The organism is Streptomyces sp. NPDC059832 (genome assembly GCF_042731715.1).
GTDB lineage: Bacteria > Actinomycetota > Actinomycetes > Streptomycetales > Streptomycetaceae > Streptomyces.
Genome location: NZ_JBHWIY010000004.1, coordinates 172,732 through 192,766, shown reverse-complemented (window position 1 = coordinate 192,766; position 20,035 = coordinate 172,732). Strand labels below are relative to the sequence as shown.

Annotated in this window: 23 protein-coding genes and 1 pseudogene; 16 read left to right on the top strand and 8 right to left on the bottom strand. The window is 71.1% G+C overall.

The genetic code is table 11. The annotated features are described in order from the left end of the window. The 4 genes from ACFV8T_RS08725 to ACFV8T_RS08710 form a co-directional block, all read left to right on the top strand. On the top strand, positions 1–443 hold a 443-nt coding region (locus ACFV8T_RS08725), incomplete at its 5' end, for an RNA polymerase sigma factor (RefSeq protein ID WP_385325833.1). Beyond that, positions 440–1,537, top strand: a complete 1,098-nt coding sequence (locus tag ACFV8T_RS08720; protein WP_385325831.1) for a CU044_5270 family protein — start codon at positions 440–442, stop codon at positions 1,535–1,537. The genes ACFV8T_RS08725 and ACFV8T_RS08720, both read left to right, overlap by 4 nt. Before the next feature lie 180 nt (positions 1,538–1,717). Further along, positions 1,718–2,239 carry a hypothetical protein gene (locus ACFV8T_RS08715; RefSeq protein WP_385325829.1) on the top strand — a complete coding sequence of 174 codons (522 nt, stop codon included), beginning with the start codon at positions 1,718–1,720 and terminating at the stop codon, positions 2,237–2,239. Further along, entirely contained in the window at positions 2,236–2,694 is a 459-nt protein-coding gene (locus ACFV8T_RS08710) for a hypothetical protein (protein WP_385325827.1), read from the top strand. The genes ACFV8T_RS08715 and ACFV8T_RS08710 overlap by 4 nt, the downstream gene beginning before the upstream one ends. 19 nt (positions 2,695–2,713) lie before the next feature. Here ACFV8T_RS08710 and ACFV8T_RS08705 read toward each other — a convergent pair whose 3' ends face one another. Next, a complete protein-coding gene (locus ACFV8T_RS08705; RefSeq protein ID WP_385325825.1) occupies positions 2,714–3,697 on the bottom strand; it encodes a hypothetical protein in 984 nt (327 codons plus the stop codon). A 271-nt stretch (positions 3,698–3,968) separates the two neighbouring features. Then, complete coding sequence (locus ACFV8T_RS08700) at positions 3,969–4,505, bottom strand: GNAT family N-acetyltransferase (RefSeq protein WP_385325823.1); 537 nt, start codon at positions 4,503–4,505, stop codon at positions 3,969–3,971. Positions 4,506–4,899: 394 nt separating this feature from the next. Here ACFV8T_RS08700 and ACFV8T_RS08695 point away from each other — a divergent pair, with 394 nt between their 5' ends. The 5 genes and pseudogenes from ACFV8T_RS08695 to ACFV8T_RS08675 form a co-directional block, all read left to right on the top strand. Continuing rightward, the gene (locus tag ACFV8T_RS08695; RefSeq protein WP_385325821.1) at positions 4,900–7,110 is read left to right on the top strand and encodes an MMPL family transporter; all 2,211 of its coding nucleotides are present in this window, start codon (positions 4,900–4,902) and stop codon (positions 7,108–7,110) included. Between the two features lie 142 nt (positions 7,111–7,252). Continuing rightward, positions 7,253–8,488 (top strand): sensor histidine kinase, encoded by a 1,236-nt coding sequence (locus ACFV8T_RS08690; RefSeq protein WP_385325819.1) that lies wholly within the window; start codon positions 7,253–7,255, stop codon positions 8,486–8,488. After that, the gene (locus ACFV8T_RS08685) at positions 8,485–9,180 is read left to right on the top strand and encodes a response regulator (protein ID WP_385325817.1); all 696 of its coding nucleotides are present in this window, start codon (positions 8,485–8,487) and stop codon (positions 9,178–9,180) included. Before ACFV8T_RS08690 ends, ACFV8T_RS08685 begins: the two co-directional genes overlap by 4 nt. Before the next feature lie 120 nt (positions 9,181–9,300). Continuing rightward, complete coding sequence (locus tag ACFV8T_RS08680; RefSeq protein WP_385325815.1) at positions 9,301–10,098, top strand: VOC family protein; 798 nt, start codon at positions 9,301–9,303, stop codon at positions 10,096–10,098. Positions 10,099–10,237: 139 nt separating this feature from the next. Further along, positions 10,238–10,864: pseudogene (locus tag ACFV8T_RS08675) on the top strand (phosphoribosyltransferase); the annotation flags it as partial. A 70-nt stretch (positions 10,865–10,934) separates the two neighbouring features. Here the strand turns inward: ACFV8T_RS08675 and ACFV8T_RS08670 are convergent. From ACFV8T_RS08670 to ACFV8T_RS08655, 4 genes are all read right to left on the bottom strand, one after another. Then, positions 10,935–12,440 carry an alpha/beta hydrolase gene (locus ACFV8T_RS08670; protein WP_385325813.1) on the bottom strand — a complete coding sequence of 502 codons (1,506 nt, stop codon included), beginning with the start codon at positions 12,438–12,440 and terminating at the stop codon, positions 10,935–10,937. A gap of 156 nt (positions 12,441–12,596) precedes the next feature. After that, a complete protein-coding gene (locus ACFV8T_RS08665) occupies positions 12,597–12,806 on the bottom strand; it encodes a DUF397 domain-containing protein (RefSeq protein WP_385326237.1) in 210 nt (69 codons plus the stop codon). Between the two features lie 202 nt (positions 12,807–13,008). Further along, positions 13,009–13,224, bottom strand: coding sequence for a DUF397 domain-containing protein (locus ACFV8T_RS08660; protein ID WP_385325811.1), 216 nt, complete (start codon positions 13,222–13,224; stop codon positions 13,009–13,011). Then, positions 13,221–14,057 carry a helix-turn-helix domain-containing protein gene (locus tag ACFV8T_RS08655; RefSeq protein WP_385325809.1) on the bottom strand — a complete coding sequence of 279 codons (837 nt, stop codon included), beginning with the start codon at positions 14,055–14,057 and terminating at the stop codon, positions 13,221–13,223. Before ACFV8T_RS08655 ends, ACFV8T_RS08660 begins: the two co-directional genes overlap by 4 nt. 107 nt (positions 14,058–14,164) lie before the next feature. Here ACFV8T_RS08655 and ACFV8T_RS08650 point away from each other — a divergent pair, with 107 nt between their 5' ends. The 7 genes from ACFV8T_RS08650 to ACFV8T_RS08620 all read left to right on the top strand — a co-directional run bounded on the left by ACFV8T_RS08650 (position 14,165) and on the right by ACFV8T_RS08620 (position 17,551). Further along, positions 14,165–14,338: a hypothetical protein gene (locus ACFV8T_RS08650; protein WP_385325807.1), complete on the top strand. Its 174-nt coding sequence runs from the start codon at positions 14,165–14,167 to the stop codon at positions 14,336–14,338. After that, entirely contained in the window at positions 14,335–14,526 is a 192-nt protein-coding gene (locus tag ACFV8T_RS08645; protein ID WP_385325806.1) for a hypothetical protein, read from the top strand. Before ACFV8T_RS08650 ends, ACFV8T_RS08645 begins: the two co-directional genes overlap by 4 nt. A 108-nt stretch (positions 14,527–14,634) precedes the next feature. Beyond that, a complete protein-coding gene (locus tag ACFV8T_RS08640; protein ID WP_385325804.1) occupies positions 14,635–15,090 on the top strand; it encodes a carboxymuconolactone decarboxylase family protein in 456 nt (151 codons plus the stop codon). 105 nt (positions 15,091–15,195) lie between these two features. Further along, on the top strand, positions 15,196–15,606 hold the full coding sequence (gene crcB / locus ACFV8T_RS08635) for a fluoride efflux transporter CrcB (protein WP_385325802.1): 411 nt from the start codon (positions 15,196–15,198) through the stop codon (positions 15,604–15,606). Then, positions 15,603–15,959, top strand: coding sequence for a DUF190 domain-containing protein (locus ACFV8T_RS08630; protein WP_385325800.1), 357 nt, complete (start codon positions 15,603–15,605; stop codon positions 15,957–15,959). Before crcB (ACFV8T_RS08635) ends, ACFV8T_RS08630 begins: the two co-directional genes overlap by 4 nt. Beyond that, positions 15,956–16,330 (top strand): fluoride efflux transporter CrcB, encoded by a 375-nt coding sequence (gene crcB, locus ACFV8T_RS08625; RefSeq protein ID WP_385325799.1) that lies wholly within the window; start codon positions 15,956–15,958, stop codon positions 16,328–16,330. The genes ACFV8T_RS08630 and crcB (ACFV8T_RS08625) overlap by 4 nt, the downstream gene beginning before the upstream one ends. 426 nt (positions 16,331–16,756) lie before the next feature. After that, complete coding sequence (locus ACFV8T_RS08620; protein ID WP_385325797.1) at positions 16,757–17,551, top strand: SDR family oxidoreductase; 795 nt, start codon at positions 16,757–16,759, stop codon at positions 17,549–17,551. Positions 17,552–17,585: 34 nt separating this feature from the next. On the opposite strand, the gene ACFV8T_RS08615 is transcribed toward ACFV8T_RS08620, so the two are convergent. Further along, a complete protein-coding gene (locus ACFV8T_RS08615) occupies positions 17,586–19,100 on the bottom strand; it encodes a DEAD/DEAH box helicase (RefSeq protein ID WP_385325795.1) in 1,515 nt (504 codons plus the stop codon). A gap of 253 nt (positions 19,101–19,353) precedes the next feature. Next, on the bottom strand, positions 19,354–19,557 hold the full coding sequence (locus tag ACFV8T_RS08610; protein WP_093547863.1) for a cold-shock protein: 204 nt from the start codon (positions 19,555–19,557) through the stop codon (positions 19,354–19,356). Between the last annotated feature and the right edge of the window lie 478 nt (positions 19,558–20,035).

The following is a 20,035-nucleotide window of genomic DNA, read 5'->3' as shown; positions in this document are numbered from 1 at the left end:
CAAACACCGCGAACAACAAAACCCACGACACCAGGTTTCACCGGAGTCCGCCCAGGCCCCCCCCACAGGCCGGGACGGCGCTGCCCGACCACGCCGAGGAGGTCGCGGGGCGGGTCGACGACCGCCGGCGCCTCGCCGCCGCCCTCACCGCGCTGGCCGCGCTGCGCAGACCGGAACGCGAGGTCCTCACGCTCTGCCTGTGGGAGGGGCTGGAGTACGCAGACGCCGCCGAGGCGCTCGGCATCCCCGTCGGCACGGTCCGCTCCCGCCTCTCCCGGGCCCGCGCCAAGCTGCGCAAACTCGCCGACGCCGAACTGGCCTCGGCGGCGGCCGGGCGGACGGAGCGGAACGGGGTCCGAAACCGGGAACCCGCACCAGGTCCCGGACAGGTAAGGGGTGATCGCGGAACAGCGATCCGGCCCGCACAGGAAGGAATCCGATGAACGCGGACCCGTCCCGGCAGACTCCGGCCGAGTGGGAGGAGAGCGCACAGCTTCTCCCCGCGCCGAATCGCGATCTGCCGGCAGGCCGTCACCAGTTCCACAAGGAGCGTCTGATGGCCCGTATCCAGCAGGACGAGAACAACCGCACGACAGCCGCCGCCCAAAGAAGGCCCGGAGCCCGGCGCTTCACGATGCCGCGCCGCCTGATCGCCGTGCCCGTGATCGCCGGCGCGCTCGCCGGGGCCGTCGCCATCGGCGCATCCCTGCTCGGGCCGGGCGGGGACGGCGCGGGAGTGGCCGGCGGACCCGTCCTGACCACGCCGGTGGGCCAGGCCACGACCAAGGGGGTGCCCCAGTTGCTCGACCGGATCTCGCTCGCGGCGGCTGAGGGGTCGGGCCCGGACGCCAAGGCCGGTCAGTACGTCTACATCGAGTCGAAGACGGCCAACAGTTACGAGAAGACCGTCGACGGCAGGTCCAGCCTGGCCAGTGACAAGCTGCATGTGCGCCGGATGTGGAAGTCCCTCGACGGCACCAAGGGCTGGCTGATCGACCCGGCCGTCAACAACAGCCCCGAGGGCGAGACGCTGAGCCTGCCCGACGAGAACGGCGACACCCCGGTGGCCTCGCTCAACGGCCCGTCGTACAACTACCTCGCCGAGCTGACCACCGACCCGGACAAGCTGCTGCGGAAGATCTACAAGGAGACCGAGGGCCAGGGGAACACCCCCGACCAGGAGGCCTTCACCACGATCGGCGACCTGCTCGGCGAGAGCTACCCGCCGGCCGGGCTCTACTCCGCGCTGTTCAAGGCCGCCGCGAAGATCCCCGGCGTCGTGGTGGTGCAGGACGCGGTGGACGCGGCGGGCCGGCACGGAGTGGCGGTGGCACGGCTGGACGAGACCAGCGGCGAGCGGATGGAGTGGATCTTCGACAAGAAGACCCATGTCTTCCTGGGCGAACGCAGTGTCCAGGTGCGGGGGGACGGCGGGACCGACGGCGTCGTCAAGCGCGGCACGGTGACCTTCACCAGCGCGATCATGCAGCGGGCCGTAGTCGACGACATCAAGCAGATGCCGGGTGAGGCCGGCTGAGGTCGGGGGACGGCCTAGGGCTGAAACGCGGCAGCCTCGCACCTTCGACGCCCAGGGTCGAGCGGCAGTGGACGGCAGTCACCGACTTGACGAAGCGGGTGGGGAAGGTGGGTGAGACCCCAGTGACAGCAGGATGCTGTTGTGCGAAGGTCAAGTCACCTATGTGTACGGGGGGTTGGCATGGCCATAACTTTTGGATTGCCGATAGTGCTCTTGTGGCTGATCCTCGGGTTACTCCCGGTGCGCAATCCCTCGGCGCGGCGGCTGTGGATCGGGATCTACATCGGCATTTCCGTGCTCGTCCTGCTGATCGCGTACCTCTACTGCCAGGACCGGGCGCCGGACCCCTGGTCCGAGTCGTCCGACGGGGAGGCTCAGTACTGGCCGCTGATGATCGCGGCCGTCGTCGTGGGGCCGGGGCTGCTGGCGGCGATAGTTCGGCTGGTGGCGTCCCGGCCCGATCCGACGCCGGAGCCGCCCGCCGTGATCTACGCGCAGCCGCAGTACGGGCAGCAGTACCCGCCTCAGCAGCACCAGCCCCCGCAGTACCCGTATCCGGCCCCGTACGACCCGCACCAGTATCCGCCGCCGACCTACCAGCCGCCGCACCTGCCGTCGGCCGACCAGTCGGCGCCCAACCCGCCGCCGCAGAGCCCGCCGGCCACGCCTCCCGCCCCGCCGAGCTCACCGCCCACGGTGTGAAGTCCTGGATTCTCCGGCACAAGGCCCTCACCGCCTGGACGGTAGTGGTCCTGGTTGCCATGGGAGGCTGCCTCGCCGGGTTCGCCGAGCGGCCCGAGCGGATCGATCGCACGCAGATCGCCGGCACATGGACCGGCGACGGTGGCGCACGGGTGGAGTTGCACGCGGACGGCAGGTTCGAGATGTCCGGCATTCCCCGCAGCTCCATAACCTCCAGCTTCATCGATCCGCCGCCGGGCGACGGGAGGGTGTCCGGCAGCGGGACCTGGAAGCCCGAAGGGGACAGCGACAGCGTGGACAGCATCCTGCTGTCCATTGATGCCGGCGGGTCGTTCTCCAAGGCGACAGAGACCGAGGCGCTGGGTGTGGCACGAAGTGGTGAGAACCCGGTGCTCTACTTCGCCACCGATGTCGACAAGTGGTACGGGTACAAGATCCACAAGATCGACCAGTAGGGCTTGGCGATTGGCGCGGTCAGGCCTCAGCCGGTGGAGCCGTCGGTGTGCCGTTGATTCTGGCGATGCGTTCGCGCCAGGGGATGGGTTCGGGCTCGGTGTGGGCGGTGGCGCGGCAGCAGGAAGGGCATTCGGATTCGCCGAACAGGGGGCGGAAGACATGTGACTCGCCGGGGCCTGCGCATTCGACGAGTTCGCGGAGGGGTGGGCGTTCGTGGGGCTGGTGCTGGACCGGAGGTTCGGGGAGCTTCTGGATGAGGCGGTGGCGCAGGAAGCCGACGGCCGAGCGGACGCCTTCTTGCGGGCGTTCGGCGAGCAGGGCGTGGCGGAGGTCGGATTCGCTCAGGCCGCGTTCGAACCACTTGACGGCCTCCACGGCTAATGCGTGGGCCTCGCGTACGCCCAGGTGGAGTTCGCGGCGGGAGTGGCGCAGGGAGAGCAGGACCCGTTCCGCCCGCGTGAGTTGGGCGGGATCGGCCGTGGTGGTCTGCGGGGTCGGTGTGGGCGTGGGGCCTGTCGCGGACTCAGGTTCGGAGGGTGGGTGGGGAGTTGTCTTATCACTGTGGTCTTCTACCGGTTCATAGCCACCGGCCGCCCGAGGGGTCGGCTCGCCGACCGTCGGGAACCGCGTACTCGGCGGCGGGACCGTGGCCATGGGGGCGGAGGCGGAAGCGGTCCCTCGCAGGAGGAATCGCGCCTGCTCACTCGTCAGGGGGTTGTTCGCGACGAGTTGCTCGGTCAGCCAGCGGCCTCCCTCGCCCTGGCTCCGCCACTCGTGCACGTAGCCGTGTTCGACGAGCTGCCCCTTCGCCTTCTGGTACGCGCGGCCCTTGATGCCCAGTTTGCGGGCGAGTTCGCTCAACGGCTTGCACAGGGCATCGCCCGGGAGGCCCTGGATGTAGAGGAGCAGGATCTTCGCGTCACTGTTCAGACGCGGATGGCGTACGACATCGTTCGATGCCTTCGTATAGCGCGCGGACGGCGCGATAGCATGACGCAGCATTTCCGGTGGCCTCGCAGCTCCACTGGTTGTGTAGGCCCTCGGATTGGTGTTGTCGCACCGCCGGGGGCCGCTCTATGCGCACGGAAGCACACAGAGTGTGATGACTTGGTCACCGTAGCGCACGTCCCCCATCTCCCGCCACGCGAACGGAACTTCGCGCGATCAGGCGGGCCGAAGCGAGCCGTGCTGGTCGTTCGGCGACGCTGCGTGCACCATTAGGGCAGAACGTCAGCCACCGCCGCGCGGCAGGCACAGCGCTCTCGGGGCGTCCTTACGCCCGGGGCGTCCAATCGTTCGCAAGGAGGCCAAAGATGGCCTCGTCCGCGTATGCGCCGTACACCCAGGCGGAGTGCCGCAGCGTTCCCTCTCGCGTGAACCCCGCCCTGGTCGCCGCTGCGATCATCGGGGTGTTGTCCGTGAGGGTCTCGATCTGCAAACGCTGCAGTCCACGTACGGTGAATCCGTATGCGCACAGCGCCTGCAGGACGTCGACGCCGAGCCCGCGGCCGCGGAATGCGGGTCGCAGGGAGATCCCGATGTGGGCCGTCCTGTTGTGCGTGTCGATGCCCCACAACAGGGCCTCGCCGGCCAGCTCCTGCGACTCCAGCTCCACTACGGAGAAGCAGGCCGCCTCGTCCGACGGCGCAGCCACTGCGTAGGGCGACTGCCCCGAGCCTGGCGGGATGGGCCGCCACGGGCGGGAGTCGGCGCGTGACCGCGTAGCCACATCGTCGTACAGCTCGGACTGGAGAACTGGGACGTCGCTCTCGTGCCGGGCACGCAGCCCGATCTTTTCGCCATGTATCACGGAGCATTGCTATACGAGGGGAACCAGCCGATCAACCGCTTTTGCCCCGGCGGTTCCACGCGGGTGGCGGTCGTGCGAGCCCAAGAAGGACGAGCGGACGTTCCGGGGCGCGGACGTTCCTGGGCGATGCGTGCGTTGCGGACCGTGGGGTCGATCTCACGGTGGAGGGCGGTGCTCCGGCCGTCCTGTCCGAGCGGTACGGCGGACCCGCCATGTACTGCAGCGACCGTACATACGACTCCATGCAGGACGACGACGACGATGACGCCCACGTTCACGAAGGATTGAGGCATTCCTCCGGCCCCGCCGTGCCCCGGCGCGGCCCAGGCACGGCCGGAGCGCGGCACCGCGCCGCGACCCGTTGCCCGATCCAGAGAGACTGGAGCGCCTCTTCGTGGCTACCTTCCTTTACCGGCTAGGCCGCTTTTCCTTCCGGAGACGCCGGCTCGTCGCCCTGCTCTGGGTGGTGGTCCTGGCCGCCTGCGCGTTCGCCGCGGCCAAGGCGCCGGCCGCCCCCGAGGACGGGTTCTCGATGCCCGGAACGGAGTCGCAGCAGGCGTTCGACCTGCTGGACCAGCGCTTCCCGGGCAGCAGCTCGGACGGCGCCGACGCCCGGATCGTCTTCGTCGCGCCCGAGGGCCAGAAGGTCACGGCGAGCGCGAACAAGGCGGCCATCGAGAAGATCGTCGCGGACGTGGCGGGCGGCGACCAGGTCAAGGGCGCCCTCGACCCGTTCAAGATGGCCGGGGCCGTGAGCAAGGACGGCACGACCGCCTACTCCACCATCAGCTATGACGTACAGAGCGTCGATCTCACCGACGCCACCACCGAGGCGCTCCAGGACGCCGCGAAGGACGGGCGGGACGCCGGGCTGACCGTGGAGCTCGGGGGTTCGGCCCTGGTGCCGGAGGCCGAGCTCGGCGGCACGACGGAACTCGTCGGCGTCGCCGCGGCCGCGGTCGTCCTGCTCATCACCTTCGGGTCGCTCGCCGCGGCGGGCCTCCCGCTGCTCACCGCGATCGTCGGCATCGGCGTGGGCGTGGCCTCGATCGTCGCGGCCGGAATGTCCACGACCACCACCACCCTCGCCCTGATGCTGGGGCTCGCGGTCGGCATCGACTACGCCCTGTTCATCGTCTCGCGCTACCGGACCGAGCGCGCGGAGGGCCACGACGCCGAGGAGGCCGTGGCGCGGGCCGTGGGCACGGCGGGCTCCGCCGTCGTCTTCGCCGGCCTCACCGTGGTCATCGCCCTCGCGGGCCTGTCCGTGGTCGGCATCCCCGTCCTCACGAAGATGGGCCTCGCCGCGGCGAGCACCGTCGTGATCGCCGTCCTGGTCGCGATGACCCTGCTGCCCGCACTGCTCGGCTTCTTCCGGCAGGCCGTCCTGCCGCGCACCGCGCGCAGGGCCCGGGGCGGGCAGCGTGCCAAGGCTGCCGCGGGCGGCAGGCCCAACATGGGCACCCGCTGGGCCCGCTTCGTGATCCGGCGCCCGCTCGCCGTCCTGGTGCTCTCCGTGCTCGGCCTCGGGCTGATCTCCGTACCCGCGCTCGATCTCCAGCTCGGCATGCCGGGCGACGAGTCGCAGCCCACCTCGACCACCCAGCGCCGCGCCTACGACGCCCTGGCCGACGGCTTCGGTCCCGGCTTCAACGGGCCGCTCACCGTCGTCGTCGACGCGAAGGCCTCGAAGGACCCGAAGGCCGCCGCGGCACGGGCCGCGAAGGAGCTCTCCACCACCGAAGGCGTCGTGGCCGTCACGCCCGCCGCCTTCAACGAGGCCGGGGACACCGCGGTGCTCACCGCCGTACCCTCCACGGGGCCCAGCTCCGAGGCGACCACGGAGCTCGTCCGCACCATCCGTGACGAGGCGCGCGGCCTGGAGTCCCGGACCGGCGCGAAGATGCTCGTCACGGGCGCGACCGCGGTGAACATCGACGTGTCGCAGAAGGTCACCGACGCGCTGCTGCCCTACCTCGCGCTCGTCGTCGGCCTGGCCTTCCTGCTCCTGATGGTCGTCTTCCGCTCGCTGCTGGTCCCGCTCAAGGCGGCGCTCGGCTTCCTGCTGTCGGTGGCCGCGGCCTTCGGCACGATCGTCGCGGTCTTCCAGTGGGGCTGGCTCGCCGACGCCCTCGGCGTCGAGCAGACCGGGCCGGTGATGAGCATGATGCCGATCTTCCTGATCGGCGTGGTCTTCGGTCTGGCCATGGACTACGAGGTCTTCCTCGTGACCCGGATGCGGGAGGCGTACGTCCACGGGGAGCGGCCCGGCGAGGCGGTCGTCACCGGGTTCCGGCACAGTGCGCGGGTCGTCGGCGCCGCGGCGGTCATCATGATCGCGGTGTTCGCCGGGTTCATCGGGATGAGCGAGTCGATGATCAAGATGATGGGCGTCGGTCTCGCCTCGGCCGTCTTCTTCGACGCGTTCGTCGTCCGGATGACGATCGTCCCGGCCGTGCTCGCCCTGCTCGGCGACCGGGCGTGGTGGCTGCCGAAGTGGCTGGCGAGGGTCGTGCCCCAGGTGGACGTCGAGGGCGAGAAGCTGAACCACCCCGGACCGGCGGCGCTGCGGCCCGAGGCGGAGCCCGATCCCGTACGCGTGTGAGGTGAGCCGAGCCGAGCCGAGGCGGTACGGGAGTACGGGGCCGCTCGTCGGGCAGTACGGCGGGCGGCCCCGGAAGCCCTGCGCGGGGTGGACCAGGCAGGTCGACGACGATGGTCGGACGGACCCGAGGAAGAGAGAGCGCATGTTCACCGACTGGCGGCAGTGGGCCTCGCGCCACCCGCGGACCGTCGATGTGGTGGTGGCGGTGCTGCTGTGGACCTTCGCGGTCTTCTCCAGCACCCTGACCAACGCCCGGATCGTCCGCGCCCCCACGCTCGCCTTCGCGCTGGCGGCCGCGGTGCCCCCGGTCGTTCTGCTGCTCGGCCACCGCAGGTATCCGCGCACGATGGTGGTGGTGACCACGGCGCTCGGCTGCGCCCTGGGCCTCATGGGCGCCGCCATCGGCTTCGACCCCAGCCCGAGTGTCGTGGGCGCCGCCCTGGTCGCCCTCTATCTGCTGGCCCTGCGTACGGACCACCGCACGGCCACGGTGTACACGGCCGGGGCGGCCGTCGCCCTGCTGATCGCCTCCACCGCCTGGGGCGGGGTGGCGCTGCTCCGGCCCGACCAGGTCGGTCTCGTCTCCTGCGTCCTGCTGGCGGGCGCGGTCGGTGAGTCGGTACGCAGCCGGCGCGACCATCTGACGGCCGTGGAGGCACGGGCCGAACTGGCGGAACTCACCCGTGAGGAGGAGGCGCGGCAGCGGGTGGGCGAGGAGCGAACCCGGATCGCCCGCGAGCTCCACGACATCGTCGCGCACCACATCGCCCTCGCCCACGCGCAGGCGGCCACCGCCGCGTACCTGCTGCGCAGCAAGCCCGACCAGGCGCAGGACATGCTCGACCAGCTGGCCGGCACCACGTCCTCCGCACTGCGCGAACTCAAGGCGACGGTGGGGCTGTTGCGCCGCGAGGGCGACCCGGAGACGCCGCTTGAGCCCACTCCCGGGCTGGCCCGGCTACCGGAGCTGATCGCCTCGTTCGAGCACACGGGTCTCGTCGTGTCGGTGTCCGTGGAGGGCGAGGCACGACCGCTGCCGCCGGGGGCGGACCTGACCGCGTACCGGATCGTGCAGGAGGCGCTGACCAACGTCACCAAGCACTCGGGAGGCGCGACGGCCTCGGTCCGGCTCGGCTACTCGCGCCGGACGCTCACGCTCACCGTCTCCGACGACGGGCACGCGCCGCCGACGACGGGCACACCGGGCACACCGGGCTACGGTCTCATCGGCATGCGCGAACGGGCCCTGTCCGCGGGCGGCCGGCTGGCTGCCGGGCACCGGGCCGACGGAGGCTTCGAGGTGACCACGGAGCTTCCCCTGGAGACAGCGGAACCCGGACTTCACGGGGACGACGACGAGGAGAGGACGGCGCGGTGACCATCCGGGTACTGCTGGCCGATGACCAGGCGCTGCTGGCCGGAACCTTCCGGCTGCTGATCGAGTCGAACGACGACATGGAGGTCGTCGGTGTCGCGGCGGACGGCCGGGAGGCGGTGGAGAAGGCCCGTGCCACCGTGCCGGACGTGGTCGTGATGGACATCCGCATGCCGGGCATGGACGGGCTGGCGGCCACCGAGGAGATCTGCCGCGACGAGGCACTGCGGGAGACCCGCATCCTCATCCTCACCACGTTCGAGATCGACGAGTACGTGGCCCGCGCCCTGCGCGCGGGCGCGAGCGGCTTCCTCGGCAAGGACGTCGGCCCCGAGGAACTCCTGGACGCCATCCGGACGGTGGCCTCGGGCGACACGCTCCTGTCGCCCACCGCCACCCGGGCCCTCATCACGCGCTACCTCGCCCGCCCCGAGGGCGGTGTCGCCGCGCCCGAGGCCCTGGACGTCCTGACCGCCCGCGAGCGCGAGGTCATGGCGCAGGCCGCCGAAGGCCTGTCGAACGACGAGATCGCCGAGCGGATGCACGTCAGCCCGCTGACCGTGCGCACGCACGTCGGGCGGGCGATGACGAAGCTGGGTGCCCGGCACCGGGCCCAGCTGGTCGCCATGGCCTACCAGTCGGGCCTGGTGCGGGTGGACCCGCCGCAGGGCCGGGGCACACCCGGACACCCTTGAGCGAACAAACGTACGAATATGGCGCACGTTCCTGACCCGCCGCTTCCAGCGCGCGGGGAGGCGGTCGGCTGGCTAGCGTGAAAAACCGGACCACCCACCGAGCGCAAGGGAGTCAGGGCCATGGCTGTACAACCGGAGGGCACACCGTGCTGGGCCGACGCGATGTTCGCCGACCTGGACGGAGCGAAGAGCTTCTACGGTGATGTGCTGGGCTGGACATTCGGCGAGTCCTCGTCCGAGTTCGGCGACTACACGCAGGCGTACGCCGACGGCAAGGCGGTCGCCGCGGTGGTGCCTCCGATGCCCGGCCAGGAGGGCCACTCCGCCTGGTGCCTGTACCTGGCCTCACCGGACGCGGAGGCCACCGCCGCGAAGATCCGGGACAACGGCGGCGAGACGCTGATGGATCCCATGCAGGTCGGCGAGTTCGGCACGATGCTGCTGGCCCGCGACCCCAGTGGCGTGGCCTTCGGTGTGTGGCAGGCGGGCACCCACGAGGGCTTCGAGGCGCAGGGTGTGCCCGGTGCGTTCTGCTGGGCCGAGGTCTTCACCCGGGAGCCCGAGAAGGCCGACGCCTTCTTCCCCGCCGTCTTCCCGTACACGATGGTCAAGATGGCGGACGAGCACGTCGACTTCAGGATGTTCAAGCTGGGCGACAAGACCGTCATGGGACGGATGAAGATGGGCGACGAGTTCCCGCCCGAGGTCCCGCCGCACCTGAACGTGTACTTCACCGTCGCCGACTGCGACACGGCGGTGGCGAAGGCCACCGAGCGCGGCGCCATTCTGCGGTTCGGCCCGATGACCATGCCGTTCGGCCGGTTCGCCGCGCTGACGGACCCGCAGGGCACGGCGTTCTCCGTCATCGACGTGAACACGACCGAGGGCGAGGTGCCCAGGACGACACCGGTCTCCTGACCGCTCCGTCCTGTACGGCGGCCGACGGCGACCGCCCGAGTTGCGGGGCCGCCGCACATGGGGTTGTTTCGGTAGTAGGGATGCCGGTGGGGCTCGCACGCATGCGGCCCCGACTCCCCTGGCTGGGGGTGAGACCACCGTGCTGTTCGCCGACCGCGTGGACGCGGGACAACAGCTGGCCGAGGCGCTCCGCCACCTTGAGCGGGAGCACCCCGTCGTGCTGGGACTGCCCCGCGGCGGAGTCCCGGTGGCCTTCCAGGTGGCACAGACCCTCGGTGCCGAACTCGATGTGATCGTCGTCCGCAAGCTCGGCGTGCCGCACCACGAGGAGGTCGCGTTCGGCGCGCTCGGCGAGGGCGGGGTGCGGGTCGTCAACGACGACGTCGTCGGCCGGCTGTGGGCCGGGAAGCAGGACCTCGCGGCGGTCGAACGGGTCGAGGAGGCGGAGCTCGTACGGCGGGCCCAGGTGTACCGCGCCGGCCGGGCACGGACCCCGCTCACCGGCCGGACGGTGATCGTCGTGGACGACGGCATCGCGACCGGCGCCACGGCCGAGGCGGCCTGCCTGGTGGTACGGGCCCAGCGCCCGGAGCGGGTGGTGGCAGCGGTTCCGGTGGCGCCGCCGGAGGCGGTCGTGCGGCTGCGCCGGAGCGCGGACGAGGTGGTGTGCCTGTCGGTGCCGAGCCTGTTCTACGCGGTCGGCGAGTGGTACCGGGACTTCTCCCAGACGTCCGACGAGGAGGTCGTCTCCCTGCTGGCGCAGGCCAGGAACAGCGGACATGTGACACCGGGCTGCGACTGAGCGGAGCGCTTGCCCAGTCGCAGCCCGGTCACGGTCAGTCCGCGCAGTACGTGTCCTGCTCCGGCCGGGTCCCGGTGTTCAGGAACGCGGTGACCGCGCGGTCGCCGCAGGCGTTCCCGTTGCCCAGGTACATGCCGTGACCGCCGTGGTCGACGGCGACCAGGCGGGCCCGGTCACCGAAGGCCGCGCGCATCTTCAGGGCGCCGGAGTACGGGGTCGCCGGGTCGCGCAGGCCCTGGATCATCAGGACGTTGGACGGTCCCTGGTCCGTGATCCTGGTCGGCTGCTCGGCGGGGGCGTCCTTCCAGAAGGTGCACGGGGTGATGTTCACCGGCATCCCCGCGGTCAGCGGGTGCTTCACGCGGTCGGCGGCGACGGCCCGCTCGTACGAGGAGACCGTGCCCTGCCAGCGCACGTCGTTGCAGACCACGGCGATCGTGATGGCCGCCTCCGCGTCTGGTATCGGCCCGCTCAGCGCGTCGGACAGGACCGGCTTCGCCGAGGGGTCCCCGGCTGCCCGGACAAGCCCCGCCAGCCCGGCGAACGCCTCGTCGTTGTACAGGGCCAGCTGGATCGCCTGGCGCAGCCGGTTGCCGGTCAGCGGGACGCCCGGCGTGGTGGACTCCCTCGGTTCACGGTCCAGCCGCGCCGCCAGGTCCAGCACCAGCGGCTGCACGTCCTCGGCCCGCTGCGCGAGTCGCAGCCCCTCCGCTTCCCTGGCCGGGTCCGAGGCCCAGCGCGCGAAGTCGGGGAAGCGGTCGGCCGCCCCCACCGCCATGTTCGCCAGCCAGCCCTTGCCCACCCGCGACGGGTCCGGGTCGCCGTTGCTGTCCAGCACCCAACGGTCCGTGTGCTGCGGGTACTTCTGCGCGTACACGGCGCCCACATAGGTGCCGTACGAGCTCCCCCAGGCCGACAGCTTCTCCTCGCCGAGCGCCTGCCGGAAGCGGTCGATGTCCCGTACCTCGTTGGCCGTGGTGAGGCTCCGCAGCAGCGCTCCGCCGTTGCGGGCGCAGGCCTCGGCGGTACGCCGGGAGCGCGTCACGTTCTCGGTGATCGAGCCGTCGGCGCTCGGCCAGGCCCGCAGGTTCACTATCTCCCGGTCCTCCGGGGCGAGCCCGCAGCTCGCCTTCGGGCTGCCGCCGACCCCGCGCGGGTCGAGGCTCACGATGTCGTACCGCCCCTCCGTCGCCCGCTGCAACCGCTCCCCCTTCTGCGTCACCCGCTGCACCCCGGAGGAGCCCGGACCGCCCGCGATCACCAGCAACGTCCCGCGCCGGGCGGCCGGGCGGTCGCTGCGGACCCGGGTCACCGCGAGGGAGAGCTGCGGGCCGTCCGGATCGCGGTAGTCCAGCGGTACGGGAAGTTCGGCACACTCCTGGGCAGCGGGGCCGCCGTCCTGGGCACAGGGCCGCCAGGAGAGCGAGGGGGCGGGGTTGGCCGACGCGACGGCTTGCGAGGGCGCGGCCCCGGTGAGAGCGGTGGCGACGGCGGTGACGGACAGGGCGACGAAGGCGGCAGATTTTCCGTAAGTCCTCATGCCGCAAGCCTTGTTGAGCGAAAGCCCTCAGCCCATCCGGGAGGCACGACGGAAAGCGGTGGGGGTAGCCCCCGGCTGCATGGTGTAGACGAGCAGAAGTCCCCACCGCGCGGTGCACGATGGGGACTTCGGGATCCCATGCGCTGGACAGCGCGGTCAGACGGCGCCGAACTCCCCGGCCTTGACGCCCGCCACGAAAGAGGCGAACGAGGCAGCGGAGGTGTTCAGCACCGGACCGCCCAGGTCCTTGGAGTCGCGGACGGGGACCACGCCGCGCGGGGCGACGAGGTTGGCGGCGACCTCGATGCAGTTGCCGCCGTTGGAGCTGTACGAGGACTTGAACCAGCGGGGGGACTCGGTCGTGATCGTCACAGGATGCCCTTCCGAGGTCGGGTGCTGCGTCTCAGGTGCCCTCCGGGTCGGCAGAGCAAACCGGCAGCGGCCCGCTGCGGCCTGAACTCAACGCACTTCCCCCATAGTTGGGAACCGTCGAGAACAACGAGAAGCCCCACCAATGCGCTGCACGGCGGGGCGTTCTCGGATCAATCACATGCGCCGGACCTGGAGGTCAGACGGCGCCGAACTCCCCGGCCTTGACGCCCGCCACGAAGGAAGCGAACGAGGCGGCGGAGGTGTTCAGCACCGGACCGCCCAGGTCCTTGGAGTCGCGGACGGGGACCACGCCGCGCGGGGCGACGAGGTTGACGGCGACCTCGATGCACTGGCCACCGTTGTCGCTGTACGAGGACTTGAACCAACGGGGGGATTCGGTCGTGGTCGTCACGGGGTGCCCTTTCGTGCCTCGCGGATCATGGCCACCGATGCCGCCTGGGACAGCGCCTCGGCCTGCAGTTGATGGTAGCCCGCCAACAGGGGCAGCACAGCGGTCGTATCGCGCTCCAGATGTCCCCGCGTCTGGGATTCCGCATACGCGATCACAGACAGGTCCGAGAGTGTCAGCAGGGTCATCGGGAGGTTGAACGGGCGGTGCTCCCCCATGCCGAACGGGGCGATCTGGAGCACGGTGTTCGGCAGTTCGGCGAACTCCAGCAGTCGGTCGAGCTGGGCGTCCATGACTCCGTCCCCGCCGACCCTCCTGCGGATGCAACTCTCGTCCATCACCACCAGCATCGCGGGAGGACGGGGCCGCACCAGCGCAGCCTGACGCTCCGCCAGGAACGAGGTGCGTTCGGCCGCCTGTTCGGGGCCGATGACCCCTCGCCGCATGGCGCTGTTCACCAGCGCCTGCGCGTACTCCGGCGTCTGCAACAGCCCATGGATGATGCCGATTTCGTACAGCCGGATCTCCACGGCGCGCCCCTCGTGCCCCACGTACTGCGGGAACCCCTCCAGCAGCGAACCGTGCCGGATCTCGCGGTACTGGCGTTCGAACGTGTCTGCCGTCTCCCCGGTGCCGAAAACCTGGTCCGCATTGCGCGAGAACCGAAGAGTCGGCATCTTGCGACCAGTTTCGACGGCGGAGATATGCGTGCCGGAGTAGCCCATCCGTTCGGCTAACTCCTCCTGTTTCCACCCGCGCTCCTCTCGCAAGCTGCGGATGCGGGCGCCAAAGGCGGCCTCCGGGCTGCTCTCGGGGTCCAAGTCCTTGCGGTTCAACGGCTGTCACCTGACTTTTCGCTCGTGCCCAACAAGTTGAAGCACTGCTGACTCTAGGCCAACCTGAGCTCCCTTAGTAGTGGAATGACTACGGAGAGGAGTTATCTGTGCTCGCCGAGAACAGGCGTGAAGCAGAAGGCTGTTGTCCCGAGTGCCAGGAGCTCCGGCTGGCCGAGGCCCTCGCCAATGATCAGTGCGACTACAGCGGGGCGACCGACTGCCGGGTGCTGCTCCAGCGCCACCGGGGCACGGCGGACTGCACGGAGCGGGGGTCGGTGTGAGGGATCAAGAACCCGAGCCCGAGCCGGAGTTGTCCGAGTTCAACCCGCTGCGCTGGCCACCGTGCGAGTGCGCGCGGTGCCGCTCCCGCGAGGACGACGCCGCCGGGGACTCCGCGTCGATACGGCAGCTCCGGGCCAGGGTCACCGAGGAGAACGGGCTGCGGAGCTCGCTCCGACGAACGCGGTGAGGCCCCGGCCGCCGCTCTCGTCACACTTCCCCTGCGCCGTCCGTCAGTGCAGTGAGGGCGCGGCGAGAACGCCACCGCGCCCGCGACGGATATCGAGGGAGAGACATCATGCAGGCACGCATCCAGAACCCGGCCGAGATCCTTCCCGAGGCCCTGCCGCCCGTGCTGGGCCTGGTCAAGGCCATCGGCAAGGGCGGGCTGCCGGAGACCACGCTCGAACTGGTCGGTCTGCGGGTGAGCCAGATCAACGGCTGCACCTTCTGCGTCGACGGGCACGTACGCAACGCCAGGAAGGCCGGTGAGAGCGACGAGCGGCTCTTCGCCGTGTCGGCCTGGCACGACGCGCCGTACTTCACCGGCGCCGAGCGGGCCGCGCTGGCGCTCGCGGAGCACGCGACCCGGCTCAGCGACCGTTCCGACCCGGTGCCCGACGCCATCTGGGACGAGGCCGCCCGCCACTTCAGCGAGAAGCAGCTCTCCGCCCTGGTCCTCGCGATCGGTCTGACGAACCTGTTCAACCGCGTCAACGTCACCACCAAGCAGCCCCCGGGCAAGACCTGGTAGGTCACGCACCGACGAAGAGGCCGGCGGGCCCGCCCATGGTGCGGTGGGCCCGCCGCGGGCGGCGGCGATAGCCTGGTGCGTGGAGCAGGCAGGAGACATGTGCCCATGGGAGCCCCCAATCCGCAAGGATCAGTCGTCGCGGTGGTGGCACTCGGCGGTGCGATCGGAGCGTGTGCCCGCTACGGGGCCGCGCTGATCTGGCCCACCGCCCCGGGCGGCTTCCCGTGGACGACGCTGGTCGTGAACGTCGTCGGATGCGCGGTGATCGGCGTTTTCATGGTGGTGATCAGCGAGGTGTGGACGGCACACCGGCTGGTGCGGCCGTTCTTCGGTACGGGGGTGCTCGGCGGGTTCACCACGTTCTCGACGTACGCGGTGGACATCCAGCGCCTGATCGACGGCGACCGGGTCCGTGCCGCTCTCGGGTATCTGGGACTGACGCTGTTCGCGGCTCTCGCGGCGGTGTGGAGTGCGGTGTGGACGACCCGCCGCGTGCTGGCCTGGAGGCAGCCATGACGACCCCGCAGACGGAACGGGCGCTGCGCCTGACGGTCCTCGTCGGCGAGTCCGACGGATGGCACCACCGGCCGGTCTTCACGGAGATCGTGCACCGGGCGCACCGTGCCGGGCTGTCGGGTGCCAGCGTCTTCCGCGGGATCGAGGGCTTCGGCGCCTCGTCGATGATCCACACCCAGCGGCTGCTCTCGCTGAGCGAGGACCTGCCGGTGGCGGTCGTGATCGTGGACACCGAGGCGCGGATCCGCGCGTTCCTGCCGCTGGTGGAGGAACTGGTCGAGGACGGCGGTCTGGTCGTCCTGGATGAGTGCGAGATCGTGCGCTCCGGCGGCGGGCGGGAGCGGGGCCGGTGAACTGGCTGCTGGTGATCGTCGGGGCGGCGGTCGGGGCGCCGCTGCGCTATCTGACCGACCGGGCGGTGCAGTCCCGGCACGACAGCGTCTTCCCGTGGGGGACCTTCGCGGTCAATGTGTCGGGTTCCCTGGTCCTGGGCCTGCTGACCGGCGCGGTGGCGGCCGGCGCCGCCTCCTCGCACCTGCAACTGCTGCTCGGCACGGGACTGTGCGGGGCGCTCACCACGTACTCGACGTTCAGCTACGAGACACTGCGGCTGGCCGAGGACGGCGCCAGGTCCTACGCGGCGGCGAATGTCGTGGCGAGCGTGGCGGCGGGGCTGGCCGCGGTGTTCGCCGGGGTCACGCTCGCGCGGCAGCTGTGGGCGTAGCGGCGGGGCGGACGCGGGGTGGGAACGGTCGGCGTCCCCTGCCACCGCAATGCGAGGCGGAGGCAGGGGAACGCCGTTGAGGAGGAGCCGTCGCCGAACGCCGGGCGATTCAACCCGTTCCGCGCCGACAGCGGTCCGTCAGCCGCCGACGCTAGGCAACCGTCCGCACCCCGCGCCGGGCACCACGCCGGTGTCCTGACCGGCACCACCCCAACGGCAGGCGCCGCGATGCGCGCCGGTCCCGGCGCCGTCACCCGGCCGGCGGGCCTTGATCCGGCGGCGCCCGCGGTGATTCGCTCCATGAACCGGGTGAACCGCGTGAACCTCATGAGCGGGCCTCATGAGCGAACCGCGTGAACCGCATGGTCCGGCGTGATCCGCGTGAACCGGATGAACCGCGTGGTCTCCGCGACCATCATGGTCGTCATGATCCCCGAGCGAAGCGAGAGGCCTCCAGTGCCGGACACCAGCACCACTCCGTCGTCGCGCCCCGTCACCGTCGTCACCGGCGGCAGCCGGGGAATCGGCGCCGCCACCTGTATCCGTCTGGCGTCGGACGGCCATGACCTCGCGCTGGGCTTCGTGAACAACGCGGAGGCCGCCGAGCGGACCGCGGCGGCGGTCCGGGCCGCGGGGGCGCGCTGCGTCACCGTGCGGGTGGACACCGCCGAGGAGGCCGATGTGGAACGCCTCTTCGACACGGCGGCCGAGCACCTCGGCCCCGTCACCGGGCTGGTCAACAACGCCGGGGTGACGGGCCCGCTCGGGCGGCTCGCCGACACCTCCACCCGGACGCTGCGCCGCGTCGTCGACGTGAATCTCCTCGGCTACCTGCTGTGCTGCCGCCGGGCCGCGAAGGACATGGCGGCCGGCGGGGCGGGCGCGATCGTCAATGTCTCCTCGGCCGCCGCCACGCTCGGCAGCCCCGGGGACTTCGTCCACTACGCCGCCACGAAGGCGGCGACGGACGCGCTGACGCTCGGGCTCTCCAAGGAGCTGGGGCCCGACGGCATCCGGGTCAACGCGGTCGCGCCCGGCATGGTCGACACCGACATGCACGCCACGGCGGGCGACCCCGGGCGCGCGAGCGCGGCCGTCCCCGGCATCCCGCTCGGCCGCGTCGGAGCCGCCCCGGAGATCGCGGCCGCCATCGCCTGGCTGCTGTCGGGCGAGGCGTCCTACGTGACCGGGACGGTCCTGCGGGTCGCGGGCGGCCGGTAACCGCACCGCGGACCGGCCCGACCCCGCGGACCGGCTACCCGCCGCGGTTGGTGCGGCGCTGCTTCGCGGCGGCGCGCGCCTCCGCGGTGGGCAGGTCGGAGCGGCGGGACCGGCCCGCCCTCGCGGGGCGGCTGCCCAGGCCCCGGAAGGACGCGCCACCGCTCCCGGCACGTTCCGGCACCGGTGCGCCGCCGCCGACCGGCACCCCCGAGGGCTTGCGCGCGCCGGTGATCCGGCTCAGTTCGGCCTCGCCGGAACGGACCTGGGCGATCTGCGGGGTGATCCCGGCGTCGGCCATCAGCCGGGTCATCTCCCGGCGCTGTCCCGGCAGCACCAGCGTGACGACGCTGCCGGACTCACCGGCACGGGCGGTACGGCCGCCGCGGTGCAGGTAGTCCTTGTGGTCGCTCGGCGGATCGACGTTGACGACCAGGTCCAGGTTGTCGATGTGGATGCCGCGCGCCGCGACGTTCGTGGCGACCAGCACCGTGACCTGTCCGGTCTTGAACCGGTCCAGGGTGCGGGTGCGCTGGGGCTGGGACTTGCCGCCGTGCAGCGCGGCGGCCCGCACGCCGCTGTTGAGCAGATGGCCGGTGAGCTTGTCCACGGCGTGCTTGGTGTCCAGGAACATGAGCACCCGGCCGTCGCGGGCCGCGATCTCCGTCGTGGCGGCGTACTTGTCCGTGCCCTGCACATAGAGCACGTGGTGCTCCATCGTCGTCACCGCACCGGCCGCCGGGTCGACCGAGTGGACCACCGGATCGTGCAGATAGCGGCGGACCAGCAGGTCGACGTTGCGGTCCAGGGTCGCCGAGAACAGCATCCGCTGACCCTGCGGCCGGACCTGGTCGAGCAGTTCGGTGACCTGCGGCATGAACCCCATGTCGGCCATCTGGTCGGCCTCGTCGAGGACGGTGACGGCGACCCGGTCCAGATGGCAGTCGCGGCGCTCGATGAGGTCCTTGAGCCGGCCCGGTGTGGCGACGAGGACCTCGGCGCCACCGCGCAGCGCGGAGGCCTGGCGGCCGATCGACATACCGCCGACGACGGTGGCCATGCGCAGCTTGAGCGCGCGGGCGTACGGGGTGAGCGCGTCGGTGACCTGCTGGGCCAGTTCCCGGGTGGGGACCAGGACCAGGGCCAACGGCCGCCGGGCATCGGCCCGGTTGCCCGCGGTACGGGCCAGCACGGCCAGGCCGAAGGCGAGCGTCTTGCCGGAGCCGGTCCGGCCGCGGCCCAGCACATCGCGCCCCGCGAGGGCGTTCGGCAGGGTGGCCGCCTGGATCGGGAACGGCGTGGTGACGCCCTCGGCGGTGAGCGCCGAAAGCAGCGGACCGGGCAGTTCCAGCTCCGCGAAGGCCGACACGGCGGGCAGCGCCGGAGTGATGGTCTTCGGCAGCGCGAACTCGCCCTGTGCGGCGGCGGGCCTGCGGCCGGGGCCGCCGGAACCGCCGGAACGCCGGGCGGGCGCGCCGGGACGGCCCCCCGGGCCACGGGAAAACCGGTCGTTCGAACGTGCTGTGCGATCACGGTTACGGTCGCGGTCCATGCAGAACCCTTCCTCGATAGGGCGCGTATCGAGGAATTCGCTGCGGCGACGGGCGGCGCAGGAATCGCAAGAACGGGCCGTTGACAAGCCTGGACGGAGCCCGGCTGCGAAAAAATTCGGGACGGCCGGCTCGGGCGGACCGGCGGACAACCTCGGGCGGACCGGCGGACAACAGCGAACCGGGGCCCGCACCCCAAGGTGCGGGTCCCGGTCGTGCAAGTCGTCTCAGCGCGTCGGCGCCGGAGCGGCGGAATCAGGCAGGGGTGATGTTCTCCGCCTGCGGGCCCTTCTGGCCCTGCGTGACATCGAAGTTCACCCGCTGGCCTTCCTGGAGCTCACGGAAGCCGGTAGCTGCGATGTTCGAGTAGTGGGCGAAGACGTCAGGACCGCCGCCGTCCTGCTCGATGAAACCGAAGCCCTTTTCCGCGTTGAACCACTTGACGGTGCCAGTAGCCATCTTTTATCTCCTTCATGGGGGGCAGTTCCCGGGGATTCGCACGGTGCGGATCCCACGTCGCCGCAATGATTGCCCCATCCGGAAAGCACCGGAAAACACAGAAGCGCGGCCCTCGGCACATTGAGCCGGGGAGGCACTTGGAGTCTTCGGGAACCACAACTGCAACTGCTTCCAGAATAGCACGAAGGAAGCAACCGGGGGCGGCAAGTAATTACGCCCCGACGGATGATAAATAAATTCACGCGGGACATTGCGTGAAATCATTTTCCGTCGGCACGTGAAATTCCGTTCCGCCGGTGGGATCGCATTCGCCCACCCGGCCCGTGCGCCCGCGATCCCACCGGCGAGCACCCCTCGCCGGCCCGCCGCCACCGCGCCCCGCGACCCCGGCCGACCACCCGCCGCCCCGGAGGCCGGTTGATGACGGCCTGACCAGCAGTCATAATGCAGGTGTAGCCCTTCACGCATCCCCCGTCGT